Source organism: Dasania sp. GY-MA-18, assembly GCF_024734385.1.
GTDB lineage: Bacteria > Pseudomonadota > Gammaproteobacteria > Pseudomonadales > Dasaniaceae > Dasania > Dasania phycosphaerae.
In genome coordinates this window covers 26,494-42,075 of record NZ_JANHAP010000011.1, presented here as the reverse complement: position 1 = coordinate 42,075, position 15,582 = coordinate 26,494, and the positions used below count along the sequence as shown (strand labels likewise).

Genomic DNA, 15,582 nt, shown 5'->3' with positions numbered 1-15,582 from the left:
TTAAGGTTAAGAAAAGCATGGAGCATGAAAAAATTAACTACGTGGAATATGCCGCCCACGATATAAAGGCAACCAAGCAATTTTTTACCAAAGCCTTTAATTGGGTGTTTACTGATTTTGGCGAATCTTATACCGCTTTCACAAATGCCGGTTTAAATGGCGGATTTTACCAAGCAGATAAAAAATCCAGCGCTGAAAATGGCGGTGCACTGATAGTACTGTACAGCTACGATTTAGAAAAAAGCTACCAAAAAGTTAAAGCCGCAGGCGGTAAAATCAGCAAAGAAATATTTCCCTTCCCCGGCGGCAGGCGGTTTCAGTTTATAGAGCCTAGTGGTAATGAGTTTGGGGTTTGGTCGAAAGAAGAAGCCGCTAGTTAACAGTCGCTAGTAAAATCTTTTAGAGACTAGAGACTAGAGACTAGAGACTAGAGACTAGAGACTGTCAATGCGTTAACCGCGACACTTTTATCACATCGGCAATTTGGCGTATGCGTTTCATGATTCTTGCCAGGTGTATGCGTGAGTGTACGCCTACAACGACGTTGACTATGCTCATGCGCGGGTCTTCGTCTTCTATGCTGATTTTTTCTATGTTGGCATCGATGCTGTTGATGCGGTTAGCTAACACGGCAATGATGCCGCGGCTTTTTACCAGCTCGATTTTTAATTCGGCGGAGAATTCCCCTTCTACTTCTTCGGCCCATTGTAACGGTACTGAGCGTTCGGGGTTGTTGCGGAACTCATTGCTGTTATGGCAATTATCGGTGTGTACCACTATGCCGCGCTCGGCGCTGATAAAGCCTATGATGGCGTCGCCGGGTATGGGGTAGCAGCAGCGGGCAAAGTTTAATCTAAAGCCTTCGGTGCCATTAATGGTTAAGGATTGCTGTGCAGTGGGCTTGGTTTTGCTTTCGTCACTGTCACGCACTAACTGGTGTGCGGTTAAAAATGATGAGCGCTTACCTAGGCCTATATCAGCCAGCACACCATCTATGCTGTCGTGGCCGGTGTTTTCTAATAGGTGCAGGGTTTGTAATTCGCTTAGCGAGTTAATGCTGGAGTTCATCCCAGCCAAGGCTTCATCTAACAGGCGGCGGCCTAGGTTGATGGACTCTACTGCGCGCTGATTTTTTAGCAGGTGGCGTATATTGGAGCGCGCCTTACTGGTCACCACAAAATTTAACCACGCCGGGTTAGCCTGCGGGCTATGGGCGGTCATGATTTCTACGGTTTGGCCACTTTGCAGTGGCTCTGACAGCGGCGCTAAACGGCGGTTAATGCGGCAAGCTATGCACTTATTGCCCACGTCGGTGTGTACCGCGTAGGCAAAATCTACCGCGGTGGCACCCTGCGGCAATTCCATAATTTTACCTTTGGGGGTGAACACATAAACTTCGTCGGGGAATAAATCTAGCTTAACGCTCTCGATAAACTCCATGGAGTCGCCAGCTCTTTGTTGCAGCTCTAACAAACCTTGCAGCCATTGCCGCGCTCGCGTGTGGCTGCCGTTTAGTGGCTCGCCATCATTGGTTTTATACAGCCAGTGGGCGGCGATGCCGTAGTTGGCCATCTCTTCCATTTCGTGGGTGCGAATTTGAATTTCTATAGGCACGCCGTGCAGGCCAAATAGCACGGTGTGTAAAGATTGATAGCCATTGGCCTTGGGTATGGCGATGTAATCTTTAAACTGACCGGGTACTGGCTTGTATAAGCTGTGTATGCAGCCCAGCACGCGGTAGCAGGTGTCTACGTCGTCTACCAAAATGCGGAAGGCGTAGATGTCCATGATTTCGGAGAAGGACTTTTTCTTGCTATCCATCTTTTTATAAATGCTATAAAGATGTTTTTCCCTGCCGCTGACGACTGCGCTATGGCCTTCTCTAACCAGGCAGTGGTCTATAGATTCTTTGATTTGCTCTATCAGTTCTTTGCGGTGGCCGCGGGCCTGTAACACGGCGGCGTGTATGCGGGTGGAGCGCATGGGGTGCAGGGTGGCAAAGCCCAGGTCTTCAAACTCTACCCGTATGTTGTGCATGCCCAGGCGTTGAGCGATAGGGGCGTACATATCCAGAGTTTCGCGGGCGATGCGGCGGCGTTTTTCGGGTTTTAATACCCCTAAGGTGCGCATATTGTGTAAGCGGTCGGCCAGCTTGACCAAAATAACCCGTATATCTTTGGCCATGGCCAGGGCCATTTTTTGAAAATTTTCCGCCTGCGCTTCGGCCTTGGATTGAAACTCCATTTGGGTAAGCTTGCTTACGCCGTCTACCAAGTTGGCAACGGTGGCGCCAAATTGCTCTTCTAAGGCTTTTTTAGAAATGGCGGTGTCTTCGATAACATCGTGCAGCATGGCAGCCATTAGGCTTTGATGATCCATGTGCATGTCGGCGAGTATGCCGGCTACGGCCAGGGGGTGGGTTACGTAGGGTTCGCCACTGCGGCGGCGCTGCCCCTCGTGAGCCTGTTCGGCGTAAAAGTACGCGCGTTTGACTTGATTGACTTGTGCTGAGGTGAGGTAAGTTTGGAGAGTGCTGCTTAGCTCTTCAATAGAGGCCACATCTTGATGTTCGTGGCCTACAGGAAAGAAGCTGTATTGTTGCATTGCGCTCTCCGGGTAATACTAAGCCTGTGGCTGCTCTTCCTCGGGCTCGGCAATGATTTCAAACTCGGCTTCTGCCTCATGCTTAGCGGGGTTCATGATCTCGGCAGGAGTGATTTTTTCATCGGCGATTTCACGTAGTGCTAATACGGTTGGCTTATCAGAGTCCACGCTAACTAGCGGCTCTTTGCCACCGGTGGCAATGGCGCGGGCGCGCTTGCTGGCAACCATAACAAGTTCAAAGCGATTGTCGACTTTGTCTAAACAATCTTCAACGGTAATACGAGCCATCGAGGTATCCTACTTTTCAGCCCCTATGCAGGGCAGTTTAACGTGATTGTGGCGCAGGCCAGGCGGGTGATTCAGTGCTTGAATCTGCGCCTAGCCCAGCTAGCCGCGCAGTGTATCAAATATGTTCAGTTGATAATAGCTTTGGCTGCTAGTTGTGGCTACTAGATTTAGCCTAACAGCTGTTGTAGCAACTGCGGGTGCAGGCGCTGCTGTTGCTCCCGGCTCAGTCGGTGGCAGCGGAAGATGGCCTTGAGGTCGTCTAGGGCGGTTTGGAAATTGTCATTAATCACTAAAAAATCGGCCTCGGCATAGTGTGACATTTCGCTTACCGCCTCACTCATGCGCCGCTCTATGACGCTGCTATCATCTTGGCCGCGCTGGGTTAGGCGCTCACGCAGGGCTTGCTGGGAGGGGGGCAGTATAAAAACCGATACGGTCTCGGGCATAAGCTGGCTGATTTGCTGAGCGCCCTGCCAGTCTATCTCTAAGATAACGTCTTTACCTTGGGCCAAGGTTTCTTGCACCCAGTGCTTAGAGGTGCCGTAGTGGTTGCCGAACACCTCGGCATGTTCTAAAAAAGCGTGTTGCGCAAGCATGGCCTCAAAGGCGGCGTGATCGCAAAAATGGTAGTTAACACCGTCTTGCTCACCGGGGCGTATGCGACGGGTGGTGTGTGAAACCGACACACAAATATTGTTGTCGGCCTCTATCAAGGCTTTCACTAGACTGGTTTTGCCGGCACCCGAAGGGGCGGAGATGGTGTAAAGCTTGCCGGTAGTCATGGTAGTAGTCCTGGCTATTAAATTTTTTAGGGGTGGTGTAGGAGTAGGCATCATAGTATCCAATTCTATAGAAAAAGGCTCAATATGGACATTATGCTGTCCACGACTGATAGTGATGAATATCTAACAGTCAGGCTCAGGTCATGCTTTTACATTTTTATCCTCTGTTCCTCTCGTCATTTGTTCCGGCCCGCAGGTCACGAGGGGGGGGATCACTCACCTGAAAAAGCCTTAATACTATTACTGTCTTTAGTCATTAGTGTCATCAACCGTGGATGTACAAATAATTTTTCCTTTCCTGAATTGATTTCTTGCAGCACACCAATATCAGTCAACTGCTTTAAATAGATTGAAGCAGTTTGGCGTTTTGCAATATCGCGTTCAACTAGGTTACTAATACGGCAATAGGGTTGTTCAAAAATAAGCTGAACAAGCTCGTAGCTATATATTTTGGGTAGCTGTGCCCTTATGTAATCACTTGTACTTTCCATAAGTGCTCTGATCGCTGTAATTTTTTCACAGGTCCATATTGCAGTTTGCTCGACACCTTTTAGCATAAATAACAACCAGGCTTCCCAATTCTGATCTTTGGTGACTTGGTTTAAGAGACGATAATAGTCTTGCTTGTTATGAACGATGAAGCGACTCAAATACAAAATAGGTAGTGTTAAAAGACCGCATTCAATAAGGTACAAAACGTTTAAAATACGACCTGTTCGGCCATTTCCGTCATAAAAAGGGTGTATGGCTTCAAATTGATAATGACTAACCGCCATTTTTATCAATGGATCTAGGTCAGCGTCATCATGAAGAAACCGCTCCCAGTTACTTAACAAGTCGCGGATAACGTTTTCTCCAGCAGGCGGAGTATAGATAATTTCACCTGTCGTTTGGCTCCCTATCAAAGTACCCGGTACTTTGCGAATACCCATTTCAGCGTGCTTTAACGTACTGCATACCTCAATGGCAGTTGCTGTGCATAGCGGCTTTTTTTCAAGTTGTATATAGCCTTGGTATAGCGCCGTTCTGTAACGTAATGCTTCCTTTGTAGCATGATCGGCACCTCTACCTTCTTGTGCATACTGAAAAAGCTTATCGGTAGTGGTGACAATATTTTCAATTTCTGAACTATCTTTGGCTTCAAGCAAAGGCAGCAGGTTAATTAGCATGCTTTGGTTAGGAATGAGTTCCCCAGCCTTTTTTAACTCTGCTACAGCGGCACGCGCAGAAATACAGGCTTTTAGCACAGGCCTAGTTTCTATGGCATCTAGGTTTGGCGGCAATGTGGGTAATTGGTTGTAAGGCTGATCTGCTTGCCAGGTCATGTTTAAATTTCCCGTCAAAATCGACATAAATGAACTATTGAGTCAGTTTATGGCGATACGATCGACATATCAATTGTATGTGTCGATTTTTTTCTATTATTTCGACATGACATGTTTTTGTGTCGATGCCATCAACATATCAAGCTCCAATCCATGAAACTCAGCAAAACTGGGTTTTAAGTCAGAAACTTCAAGCTAGCACACCCCCTTGGGCATTTGGGGTAGGGCTTAATTCACGGCACTTAGCTATCCCTCAATCATGCCCGTAATACGATTATTCCTTGGGGTGTTCTTTAGACGCTAGGGTAGGTGGTTAGCGATAGCCTTAGAAAGCTGCAAACCTTTGGTATTAAGCTGTCTACTGCGCCCAAGCAAGGCTGGCAAACGTCTAGGGAGCTTGGCAGATCGGTGGGGCTTATTTTGCGCTAAACAGGAAAAATAGCATTGCGCTATTATCAGCAGTTGATAAGATATGCGGCTTATGTATAAGCGTACAGTCTTTTGATTGGCCAAGCGTTGCCTTTATGCACTCGCTGGCAAACTTTCGAGTAAACAATGGAAAACGTAAAACAATCGCGCTGCGTTATAGGTATTAAAGGCCAAACGCCCGACCCAGATTATCCTGTTGATATCTGGTTCGACTCGCTTAAATCGGTGGCCAATGTGCTATCGAAAGAAAATCAGCAGCTGTTAAAAGTGATAGCCGAGCAACAGCCGCAATCGGTTACTGAATTGGCTGCGCTTACAGGCCGTGCGGTAAGTAATGTGTCGAGAACACTGAAAACATTGGGCAAGTACAGCTTAGTTGAAATGCAAAGCACGAAAACTATGCTTAGCCCTAAAGCCATCCACCAAGAATTTTTAGTAGTAGTCAATAATGAACAATAAAACCAACGTCCTTCAACAAGCAGAAGAACTTATTAAGCCCTTAGCACTCAAGCATGTGCCACAAGACAGTGACGTTGCAGCGGTGATTGATCAGTGGATACATGCCATAGCAACCGATAGTCAATTTTACTGTAATCCAGACCTAGTCACGCCAGAAAAAATAAAAAAAAGCATAGTAAAACTGTTACAAAAGAATGGGTTATATACAACGAGAAAAGCGTTCTTTAGCAATGTGTTTAGGGGACTAAAGTTAAAGCCCAATTTCGACAGTCAATTTCGTTTCATTGATTTATTTGCTGGGATTGGTGGGGTTAGGCTCGGTTTTCAGCAAAATGGAGGAGTTTGTGTGTTTTCTTCCGAATATGATAGGGCAGCTCAAAAAACATATAAGCTTAATCACGGAGAATTTCCCTTCGGTGACATAACTAAAATAGCTGAAAATGAGATACCTGAACATGATGTATTGTTGGCTGGCTTCCCTTGCCAACCTTTTTCAAATGCTGGGGTGTCAGCAAGAAATGCAGTTGGTAAGAAGCATGGATTTCTTTGTGATACTCAAGGCACACTTTTCTTTGATGTAATGCGTATAGTTGACGAGCGAAGGCCTAAAGTTGTTTTTCTTGAGAATGTTAGGAATCTAGAAAGACATGATAAAGGACGTACTTTTCAGACTATAAAAGAGACAATAGAAAAAAGTGGTTATAGTTTTTATTACAAAGTAATTGATTCTAGCTCAGTAGTACCTCAGCGAAGAGTTCGTTGTTATATGGTCGCTATTCGAGCTGATATAACTAAAAACTTTTGTTTTCCAAGGTTTAATGGTGATCCAAAACCTCTTGGATCAATACTTGAGGACTCTGTTGATGAGAAATATACCATTTCAGATAAATTATGGCTTGGTCACATAAATAGAACAAAAAGAAATTTAGAAAGAGGAACTGGTTTTACTGCTCATACAGCAAATTTAGATAAACCCTCAAATACAATTGTTGCTCGTTATGGTAAGGATGGAAAAGAATGCCTCATTCCTCAGGAAGACAAAAACCCTAGGCTTCTAACACCAAAAGAGTGTGCCAGACTGCAAGGTTTCCCTGAGGACTTCATTACACCCGCTGCTCGAACACCAGCGTACAGGCAATTTGGTAATTCAGTTGTTGTTCCAATTATTCAGGAAATAGCTAAGAAAATTAGAAGGGATATCTTATGAACTTTCAAAAATACTGTGACTTGATTAGTGATGATCAGAAAGTAAAAGCAGAAAAAACCTTATTATTAACATATACAAACTCTAAGGGTGAGGCTTTTAGCATCTCGCCTGAGAGTATAAAGTCTTTTCTTTGTTTTTTGCTAGATAACTATGAGGCAGTTCATTCTGTATGGGCGAAGGTGCCAACAAGAAAAGAGTATATATATCAATATGAGGAAAAATCATATCGCGAAATATATAAGTCAGCCACTGATGATGGAATAAAAATAATCTCTTCCGCCGGAAGGAGTCAAACAAAGGCACTGACAAAATTAATTGCAAAATTAATTGGTTTTCTAACTTCAATCCCATACCAGTCGCCGGAAGTAAATACTTTTTTTGAAGAGAAGCATTTACGGTTGGCTCTTGATAAGTGGAGTGATTTTGTAGGAAGGGAGTCTTCGAATAAAGAAAAATTATCGGCTGTTAATATAAAAGAACAATTTAGATCATGGATGATAAATAAAGGTTTGTCTGCAAGAACGGCATCATCTTATTCAGGTGCAGGTGTCACTTATTGTGACAAGTATATAAATGACATCAACGCGAATGTGAGCAGTTTTTACCAATTAAACTCTGAACAAGTGTTGAATGCATTAAAGGAGCTTGGGAAAGTAGGTGAATGGTTGCAAGCGGATAAGAGTGGTAATTCAATGTATAGTGCTGCTTGCAAAAAACTAGCTGAGTTCTTAGCTGAAAAATCTTATATTTCGTATACAAGCTTATCCAAATCCTTCCTTCTACTCGCTGGTGTCTCAGGCACCGGTAAAACCCGTTTTGTTCGCGAGCAAGCAAAAACCTCGGGGCAGTTTGCAGAAACCTATTGTTTAACCTCGGTGCGCCCCGATTGGCATGAGCCGAGTGATTTGCTTGGGTATATTTCGCGCTTAAATGGCACTGCTGAATATATCACCACCGATGTTTTGCAATTTATCGCCAAAGCATGGCGCGCAATAGCAGATACCAAGAGCGCTGATAGTGGCTTAAACGTTGAAGTTCAAAATATCGAAGACCTAGGCGAGCGTTTAGTAATAACTGGCGAACGTGATGCGCTTGAACAGGTATCACCGTATTGGCTGTGCTTAGATGAAATGAATCTAGCACCTGTCGAGCAGTATTTTGCCGATTATTTATCGGTGCTTGAAACCCGCGAGTGGCGCTGGACGGGTGACAGTTTTACTTACAACAGTGATGCATTATTAAATCCTGCAACCATTAAAGAAGTGGCAGACATTGGCAAGCTGCGCGAAGCGCTGGGCTTTAATAGTGAAGAATACAATGAGCTTTGGGGTCTTATTTGCCAGTACGGTTTAGGTATTCCGTTTAACCTGATGGTGGCGGGTACGGTGAATATGGATGAAACCACCCATGGCTTCTCACGTAAGGTGATTGACCGTGCGCTAAGTTTTGATTTTGGTGTGTTTTTCCCTAACCACTACGACGACTTTTTCACGCCAACCAGTTGCAATAAACGCCTAAGCTACCCCATTTGGTCAAACGCCAGCAAAGCGGACTTAGCCAATACTTTTGATGTTGATGGCACTAAGACCGTTGCATTTTTATCGGCCATAAACACAGTACTAAAAAGCACTCCGTTTGAATTGGCGTTTCGCGCGCTAAATGAATTACTGCTTGCTGTTGCTAGCAGCCAACCACAAGATGACTTGACCCTAAAAGCCGTGTGGGACGACTTTATGATGTGTAAGGTTCTGCCACGTATAGAAGGCGATGCCGACAAACTCACGACATCAGATGGTAAGGCATTGTTGCCAGAATTGAGTTCCGTATTGGCAAACCAATTAGATCCTATTTGGCTAGCGCCTGCAACGGATGAAGCAAACCAACGCCCTGACTTATATCGCGAGAAAATCGTGGCCGACGGCGCAAATGATGAAGAAAAGGTGCTCCTCATTCCGTGCCGTTCAAAAGCCAAGTTAAAGTGGATGAGTGATCGGTTGGCAAGTGCCACCTTCACCAGTTTCTGGCCTTAGTCGGTAGGTTTTGTTTGATACTTTCTGAAAACATAAGCTTGGCCAGAGCAGCGATGGCGGAAGGAGTGGTAGGGAATGCCGGAGTTAATACGATTACAAACGCCCGACTTTGAGCTTTCGGTCTGGGCTAATGATATTAGCCAGCGAACGAAGGTTTACCAGAACACAATGGCGAACAGGGCGAGTTTAACGGCCAATGTGAACGTTGATGCTAAACATGCGCAGCCCAGTTATGAAATGCGGTTTGCCCCTGCGGCTGAACTTAGCAACATCATTGAGCCACAAGGGTTAGTTACAACGGGTTTAGAAGAAAGTGGTTTAGCCGAAAACGGTCTTGTTGCAAATGCCTTAGCGAAACACGCTGAGCTTACATTGAATGCCCCGCTGTTTTTTGAGAATACTCAGTACCAGTTTGAGTGGGTATTTTTTAGTGAAGTAACTAACGCGCGGTTAACCCATCGCAGTCAAAGTGTAAATGAGACGTTCCGTTTTGCTCCTGAAGTAAAAACCGCGAGGGGCGTAGTGCCCGCACGTTTATCCGGCACCATCAATACTGGGAATGATGTTGGGTGGTTGCGTTTGCCACTCACTTTTGAGCTTAATGGCAAAACACAGACTCAACATATTGCCTTTGAAGTGCTACCAACCAAAATGGCACTCCACCAAGACTTGCCCGCGATGTACCAAGCGATTGACAAGGTTTATCCACTTTGGCGCTTTAGTTTGGTCGAAAAAACCGAGCAAGATGCGGCGACCAGTCAGCAACGCGGACATTTTCCACTGATGTGGTTGGCCAATTTTTCTGCATTAAGAGAGGGCTTTGAGCAAGGTTTAAAAGTAATTTGTGCTGCGCCCCATAGCCGCTTACAACCAACGGTGGCCAATATTAAAGCCGCTAAGCTAAAAGGCCGCTTGCCACATAAGTTAGCCGAGCAGGTAAAGCAAAATTTTGCTAATGGCCAGTATGATAAACGTTACGCTGTCGAAAAAAAGCAACTGAGTGTCGATACCCCAGAAAACCGCTTTATTAAAATGGCGGTGAGTAGAAGCAAGCGGAAATTAGCGGCGTTTGAACAAAGGCTCAGGCAAAGTAACCAAGTGCCAGAACGCCAACGGTTGTCGGATTCATTTTTAAATGAACTACATAGCTGGCAGCAACCGATGCAAAAAGTATTAAACCAAAGTTTTTTAAAAGAGATTGGTGCCTACACAGGGCTAAGCCGCGAGTCGTTAGTGCTGCAGCAAAAAACGGGTTACAGCGCGGTGTATCGTGTTTGGCAGGAGTTAAAATTTTATTTAGATGTGTTTGGCAACCAGTCGAGCATTTCGATGAAGTCGGTGGCCGAGATTTATGAAGTGTGGTGCTTTTTTTGCCTAAAGCAGATTTTAGAGCAGGACCTTGGCTTTGACTTGGTAGAAAATAGTGCAACTAAGCTCGTACAAAATGACTTTTTTGAGTACCAACTAAAAGATGGTTTTGCCGGTGCCTTTCGCTTTAAACGTAGCGATGGTGTGACGGCTAGGCTGGCACACGAGCCTAAGTTTACGAGAAAAGGTCAATCAATACGCTCGTACTTGGTGAGCCAAGAGCCGGATATAGTTTTGGAAGTGACGCTTCCTAAAAGTGCAAGCTCACACTTTGGTTCCTCAGAAGAGAAACAGTTTATTTGGCTGTTTGATGCCAAGTACCGCATTAAAACCGATAAAAGCCGCTTTGATGATAGCGGCGAAGATATTGAAAGTACTGATTACGTACCAGACGATGCCATTAACCAAATGCACCGCTATCGGGACGCACTGATACGTTTATCAGAGCCTAGTTTGACTGAGTCGCCATCAAGTTCAATGGCTGGCCAACCCGCCAAAAAAAGCCGCCCTGTCTTTGGTGCTTTTGCTTTATACCCAGGCTTTTTTGATCAAGCCACAAAACAAAACCCATACGCAGCCGCGATAGAAGAAGTCGGTATTGGCGCATTTGCCCTGTTGCCTAGTCAGGCTGAGTACGGTTATTCCGGTCACCAGTGGTTGTTAGAATTTTTACAAACCCAAATTGGGGCAGCCCCAAACGCACAAGCAGGGCAAGGTGGTGAGGCTGTGTATCCTTTGGACGGCATGGCCGAAAGGCTCTACGTACAAGAGGCGGCGCGTATACCGTATTACGGCATGCGCCAAGTGCTGTATCCAGATTTAACGATGACAACGGCATTAGGCGGACAACGGGGCCGAGAAAATGAATACTTTGCACGTTTTGAGCGAGGTACGGCAAAGTGGTATCACTTGCCACAAAGTACTTTTTTGCAAAAATTTAAGCAGCATGTAGCCGAGGAAATCCGCTATTTGGCATTAGCGTCTACCTCCGATACTCAAAGTTCAACCAAGCAAATTGACAAACTTTGGCCGGTTAAATCCGTAACGGTGTTACCACGCTATGCGATTACCGAAGAGCAAGCCGGTAAGCTATCTGGCTCGGCTGACTTGTGTTATTTATTTGAACTGGGCAGGCCTCTATCCCTACTAGCCCCAGTAAGTAACGTGCCACATCGCCCAATGAAAAACGCTATGAAACTTACCACCTTGACTCGACTAGAGAGTGCCATAAGGTTCGCTGAAGTGGAGAAGGTGTACCAAGAGGCCATGGTGTGATTAACAACTATAATAAATGGCAGTCCAAAAGAATTTAGGGGAAGAAGAGAGCCATAGGCTCTGGCGAGGTAAGGAAGGTTAGAGGGGGGGCATTTAACGGCTATATCTTAAAGGTAACGGCAAACCTGTTTGTGTGGTGAAAAGCCCTGTATTTGCAAGGTCTTTCACCAGTGAATACAAGGCTTTTAGGATATTTTGGTACGGGTAAGCTTCTGCTTGATAGCCTATTCAATATTCTGTATCTGCTCACGCATTTGTTCAATTAATACTTTTAGTTCCACCGCAGCCTGGGTGCTATCGCTGACTATGGCTTTCGATGACAAGGTGTTGGCTTCGCGGTTGAGCTCTTGCATTAAAAAGTCTAGGCGGCGGCCGCAGGCGCCACCTTTTTTGAGTACCCGGCGCACTTCGTTAACGTGGGTGACTAGGCGATCCAGCTCTTCATCGACATCGGCTTTTTGTGCCAGTAGTACGATCTCTTGCTCTACCCGTTCGGGGTTGAGTTCGGCGGCCAGCTCGGCCATGCGCTCTTGGATTTTGGTTTTTTGTGCCGCCAAAATCTGGGGCATTTGCTCGCGCACGCTGGCGGTAATAGCGTCTATGGCGTCCAGCCTTTGCACGATGATTTGCTTGAGCTCGGCCCCTTCGCGTTCGCGGCTTTCGTTGAGCTGGGTTAGGGCAATTTGAAAAGCCTCTAGGGCTTGTTGCTGCAGGGCGTCATTGTCTAGGGTGGACTCTTCCAGTACCCCGGGCCATTGCATTAGTTGCAAGGCATCCAGTGGTGCCGGCTGTTGTAGCTGCTGTTGTATGGCCTCGCTGGCGCTGATCACTTGTGCCAATAGGCTTTGGTTGATGTTGAGTTGTTCGCTGGCGTGTTGGCTTTGTATATGTAAGCGCAGGCCACACTCCACTTTGCCGCGGCTGAGCTGTTTGCGCAGCTTGTCGCGCATGGCGGGCTCTAACGCGCGCATGGCTTCGGGCAGTTTTAAGCTGGGCTCTAGGTAGCGGTGGTTGACGGAGCGGAGCTCCCACACTAGCGAGCCCCAGTCTTGCTGGCTGCTGTGGCGGGCGAAAGCGGTCATGCTGCGTATCATGGAGTCGGCCTTGAAAGATAATTACAAAGGACAGGCATTCTAGCTTGTCGCTCCCTTACTGGAAAGCTGTGATCGAGCTGAGGCTGGGCTTAGTGTGTATAATGCGGTTTTTCTGTTATTTACCTTAAGTTTGGATGTAATCATGACTAGACCCAGTGGCCGCGCTGTCGATCAATTACGCGAAGTTTCTATTACCCGCAATTTTACCTGCCATGCCGAAGGCTCGGTATTGGTGTGCTTTGGTAATACCAAAGTTATTTGTACCGCCTCTATAGAAAACCGTGTGCCGCCCTTTATGCGCGGTGAAGGCCGCGGCTGGGTAACGGCAGAATACGGCATGTTGCCCCGCTCTACCGGCAGCCGTATGGGCCGTGAAGCCGCCCGCGGCAAGCAGGGTGGCCGCACCGTAGAAATACAGCGTTTAATTGGCCGCTCATTACGTGCTGCGGTAGATTTAGAGGCGCTGGGTGAAAATAGCATCACCATAGATTGTGATGTGATCCAGGCCGATGGCGGCACCCGTACCGCGTCCATCACTGGCGCTTGCGTAGCCATGGCTGATGCTATTGCGGTAATGCAAGAGCGCGGCATGATAGAGGGCAATCCGCTTAAGCAAATGATCGCTGCTATTTCGGTAGGGGTTTATGAGGGCAAGGCGGTGTTGGACTTGGATTACCCCGAAGACTCTAATGCCGAAACCGATATGAACGTCATCATGGGTGAAAACGGCGGCTTTATAGAAGTGCAGGGCACTGCCGAGGGCGAACCCTATAGCCGCGAAGAGCTTAATCAAATGCTGGATTTGGCGGGCAAAGGTATAGGCGAGCTTATTGCCATGCAAAAAGAAGCTCTAAAGTAGAGCCTTGCGGCTCTACAGTGGCAAGTTGTAAGCTGTAAGCGACAAGTAGTCTTAATAAAAAAGCCCTCGATGAGGGCTTTTTATCTTGCGGCTTGAAGCTTGCCGCTATGTAAGCCAGCTACGCTGGCTTACATTTCAAAATCAAAATCCATAATTACCGGCGCATGGCTGGAAAATACTTGGTTTTTGTAAATGGCGCCGTATTCAATGACGGGCTGTAGGCCGCTGGAAACCACTTGGTAATCGACACGCCAGCCATCACCGCTGTTGCGGTCGCCGTCTGGCCACCAGGTGAACTCGTCGTTATCGTCATTGACCTCGCGAAAAGCGTCTACATAGCCCATATTGCTAAATAGCTGGTCCATCCACTGCTGCTCTTCCGGCAAAAAGCCTGACTGGTTAAGGCTTTGGGCGGCGTTTTCTACGTCTTTGTCGCGGTGGGCCATATTCCAATTACCGCAAATCACAAACTCGCGGCGCTTGTTGCGTATCTTGCTTAGATGGGCTTGAAACAGCTCAAAGAAATGCTTTTTGTGGTGCTGGGCTTTGGCATCTTGCTGATAGGCGCTGGGGGCCAATAGGCAGCCTATGCTGATATTTTGGAAGTCGGCTTGTATATAGCGACCCTCCATATCGAAGTCCATAAAGCCTAGGCCGGTCATAATGGCCTTGGGCATATCGCGGCAATAGATGGCTACGCCGTTGGAGTTAGGCTCTACCGCATCAAAAAAATATGGGTTATAGCCCTGGGGGAAAAAGATATCATCGTGTAGGTCGTATTCTTGCGCTTGCAAGTTTTGCACACAAATAAAATCGGCGTCTTGGTCTAATACCCAGTCGTAAAAGCCCGCCTTGGCGGCCTCGCGTATGCCGTCAGCGCAAAAACTAATAATTCTCATAGTCGTCTCAAATCTATGCACGTGTGCAGTTTATAGGGGTATGATGCGCACAGCGGCTATGTCATTTATCTATTATTTTATTGTTAAGCTTAATAATTAAACAATAAAACCCAGCGCATAAGGCCCTATACTACTAAACGTTGAGCAGATGAAGCCATTGCCGACTGGGAAATTAGATTAGTTGCGCTAAGGCGAGGTTGCTATAGTTATCAGCGCCCGGCAGCTAATGTAGAATGAGTGTAGAACTTGTTGGCCTCAATGGCCAGCCTACCCCGTTATTTTTTTACTGTTATAGGATGTATATGCACGCTTACCAGCAAAAGTTTATTGAGCTTGCCATTGGGCAAAAAGCCCTGTGCTTTGGTGAATTCACCTTAAAATCGGGGCGGGTGAGCCCTTATTTTTTTAATGCCGGGCTATTTTGCAGTGGTGCTGCGTTGGCGTTATTGGGCCGTTGCTATGCCCAGGCCATTGTTGAGTCAGGGGTGGAGTTTGATATTATCCTAGGGCCTGCTTACAAGGGTATACCGCTGGCTGCGGCTACCGCCTGCGCATTAGCTGACCACCATGGCCGCGATGTGCCCTATGTGTATAATCGCAAAGAAGCCAAGGATCACGGTGAGGGTGGCGTATTAGTGGGTGCCCCGTTAAAGGGCAAGGTGCTGATTATTGACGATGTTATTACTGCTGGCACCGCCATACGTGAGGTCATGACAATGATAGAAGCTGCTGGGGCTGAGGCTGCGGCAGTGGTAATAGGCCTTAATCGCCAAGAGCGTGGTAAGGGCGAATTGTCGGCCATACAAGAGGTGGAGGCTGACTATAATATACCGGTGGTGAGCATTATTAATTTACAGCACATCATGAACTTTTTGCGTGATAAGGGTAGTGCCGACGAGTTGGCTAAAGTAGAGTCTTATTATCAGCAGTATGGTGTTTAACAAGTATTAATCAGACAGGATG

The 15,582-nt window shown here is 46.6% G+C and carries 13 protein-coding genes; 7 read left to right on the top strand and 6 right to left on the bottom strand.

What is annotated here, in order from left to right:
• Nucleotides 1-17: 17 nt before the first annotated feature.
• Nucleotides 18-380, top strand: a complete 363-nt coding sequence (locus NO559_RS13430; RefSeq protein WP_258332374.1) for a VOC family protein — start codon at nucleotides 18-20, stop codon at nucleotides 378-380.
• Between the two features lie 64 nt (nucleotides 381-444).
• On the opposite strand, the gene spoT is transcribed toward NO559_RS13430, so the two are convergent.
• The 4 genes from spoT to fic all read right to left on the bottom strand — a co-directional run bounded on the left by spoT (nucleotide 445) and on the right by fic (nucleotide 4,999).
• Entirely contained in the window at nucleotides 445-2,559 is a 2,115-nt protein-coding gene (gene spoT, locus NO559_RS13425) for a bifunctional GTP diphosphokinase/guanosine-3',5'-bis pyrophosphate 3'-pyrophosphohydrolase (protein WP_309149080.1), read from the bottom strand.
• A 63-nt stretch (nucleotides 2,560-2,622) separates the two neighbouring features.
• On the bottom strand, nucleotides 2,623-2,892 hold the full coding sequence (gene rpoZ / locus NO559_RS13420) for a DNA-directed RNA polymerase subunit omega (protein ID WP_258332372.1): 270 nt from the start codon (nucleotides 2,890-2,892) through the stop codon (nucleotides 2,623-2,625).
• 167 nt (nucleotides 2,893-3,059) lie between these two features.
• Nucleotides 3,060-3,674, bottom strand: coding sequence for a guanylate kinase (gene gmk / locus NO559_RS13415; RefSeq protein ID WP_258332371.1), 615 nt, complete (start codon nucleotides 3,672-3,674; stop codon nucleotides 3,060-3,062).
• A 212-nt stretch (nucleotides 3,675-3,886) separates the two neighbouring features.
• Complete coding sequence (gene fic, locus NO559_RS13410) at nucleotides 3,887-4,999, bottom strand: protein adenylyltransferase Fic (protein ID WP_258332370.1); 1,113 nt, start codon at nucleotides 4,997-4,999, stop codon at nucleotides 3,887-3,889.
• A gap of 555 nt (nucleotides 5,000-5,554) precedes the next feature.
• Here fic and NO559_RS13405 point away from each other — a divergent pair.
• From NO559_RS13405 to NO559_RS13390, 4 genes are all read left to right on the top strand, one after another.
• On the top strand, nucleotides 5,555-5,887 hold the full coding sequence (locus NO559_RS13405; protein ID WP_258332369.1) for a helix-turn-helix domain-containing protein: 333 nt from the start codon (nucleotides 5,555-5,557) through the stop codon (nucleotides 5,885-5,887).
• On the top strand, nucleotides 5,877-7,094 hold the full coding sequence (locus tag NO559_RS13400; protein WP_258332368.1) for a DNA cytosine methyltransferase: 1,218 nt from the start codon (nucleotides 5,877-5,879) through the stop codon (nucleotides 7,092-7,094). The genes NO559_RS13405 and NO559_RS13400 overlap by 11 nt, the downstream gene beginning before the upstream one ends.
• Nucleotides 7,091-9,124 (top strand): McrB family protein, encoded by a 2,034-nt coding sequence (locus tag NO559_RS13395; RefSeq protein WP_258332367.1) that lies wholly within the window; start codon nucleotides 7,091-7,093, stop codon nucleotides 9,122-9,124. The genes NO559_RS13400 and NO559_RS13395 overlap by 4 nt, the downstream gene beginning before the upstream one ends.
• Nucleotides 9,125-9,199: 75 nt before the next feature.
• The gene (locus tag NO559_RS13390) at nucleotides 9,200-11,767 is read left to right on the top strand and encodes a restriction endonuclease-like protein (protein WP_258332366.1); all 2,568 of its coding nucleotides are present in this window, start codon (nucleotides 9,200-9,202) and stop codon (nucleotides 11,765-11,767) included.
• Nucleotides 11,768-11,991: 224 nt separating this feature from the next.
• On the opposite strand, the gene NO559_RS13385 is transcribed toward NO559_RS13390, so the two are convergent.
• Nucleotides 11,992-12,861 carry a YicC/YloC family endoribonuclease gene (locus tag NO559_RS13385; protein ID WP_258332365.1) on the bottom strand — a complete coding sequence of 290 codons (870 nt, stop codon included), beginning with the start codon at nucleotides 12,859-12,861 and terminating at the stop codon, nucleotides 11,992-11,994.
• 142 nt (nucleotides 12,862-13,003) lie between these two features.
• Between NO559_RS13385 and rph the strand changes: the two genes are divergently transcribed.
• Nucleotides 13,004-13,720 carry a ribonuclease PH gene (gene rph, locus NO559_RS13380; RefSeq protein ID WP_258332364.1) on the top strand — a complete coding sequence of 239 codons (717 nt, stop codon included), beginning with the start codon at nucleotides 13,004-13,006 and terminating at the stop codon, nucleotides 13,718-13,720.
• A 128-nt stretch (nucleotides 13,721-13,848) separates the two neighbouring features.
• Here rph and NO559_RS13375 read toward each other — a convergent pair whose 3' ends face one another.
• Entirely contained in the window at nucleotides 13,849-14,619 is a 771-nt protein-coding gene (locus NO559_RS13375; RefSeq protein WP_258332363.1) for an exodeoxyribonuclease III, read from the bottom strand.
• Between the two features lie 302 nt (nucleotides 14,620-14,921).
• Here NO559_RS13375 and pyrE point away from each other — a divergent pair, with 302 nt between their 5' ends.
• Nucleotides 14,922-15,560: an orotate phosphoribosyltransferase gene (gene pyrE / locus NO559_RS13370; RefSeq protein WP_258332484.1), complete on the top strand. Its 639-nt coding sequence runs from the start codon at nucleotides 14,922-14,924 to the stop codon at nucleotides 15,558-15,560.
• Nucleotides 15,561-15,582 lie beyond the last annotated feature (22 nt).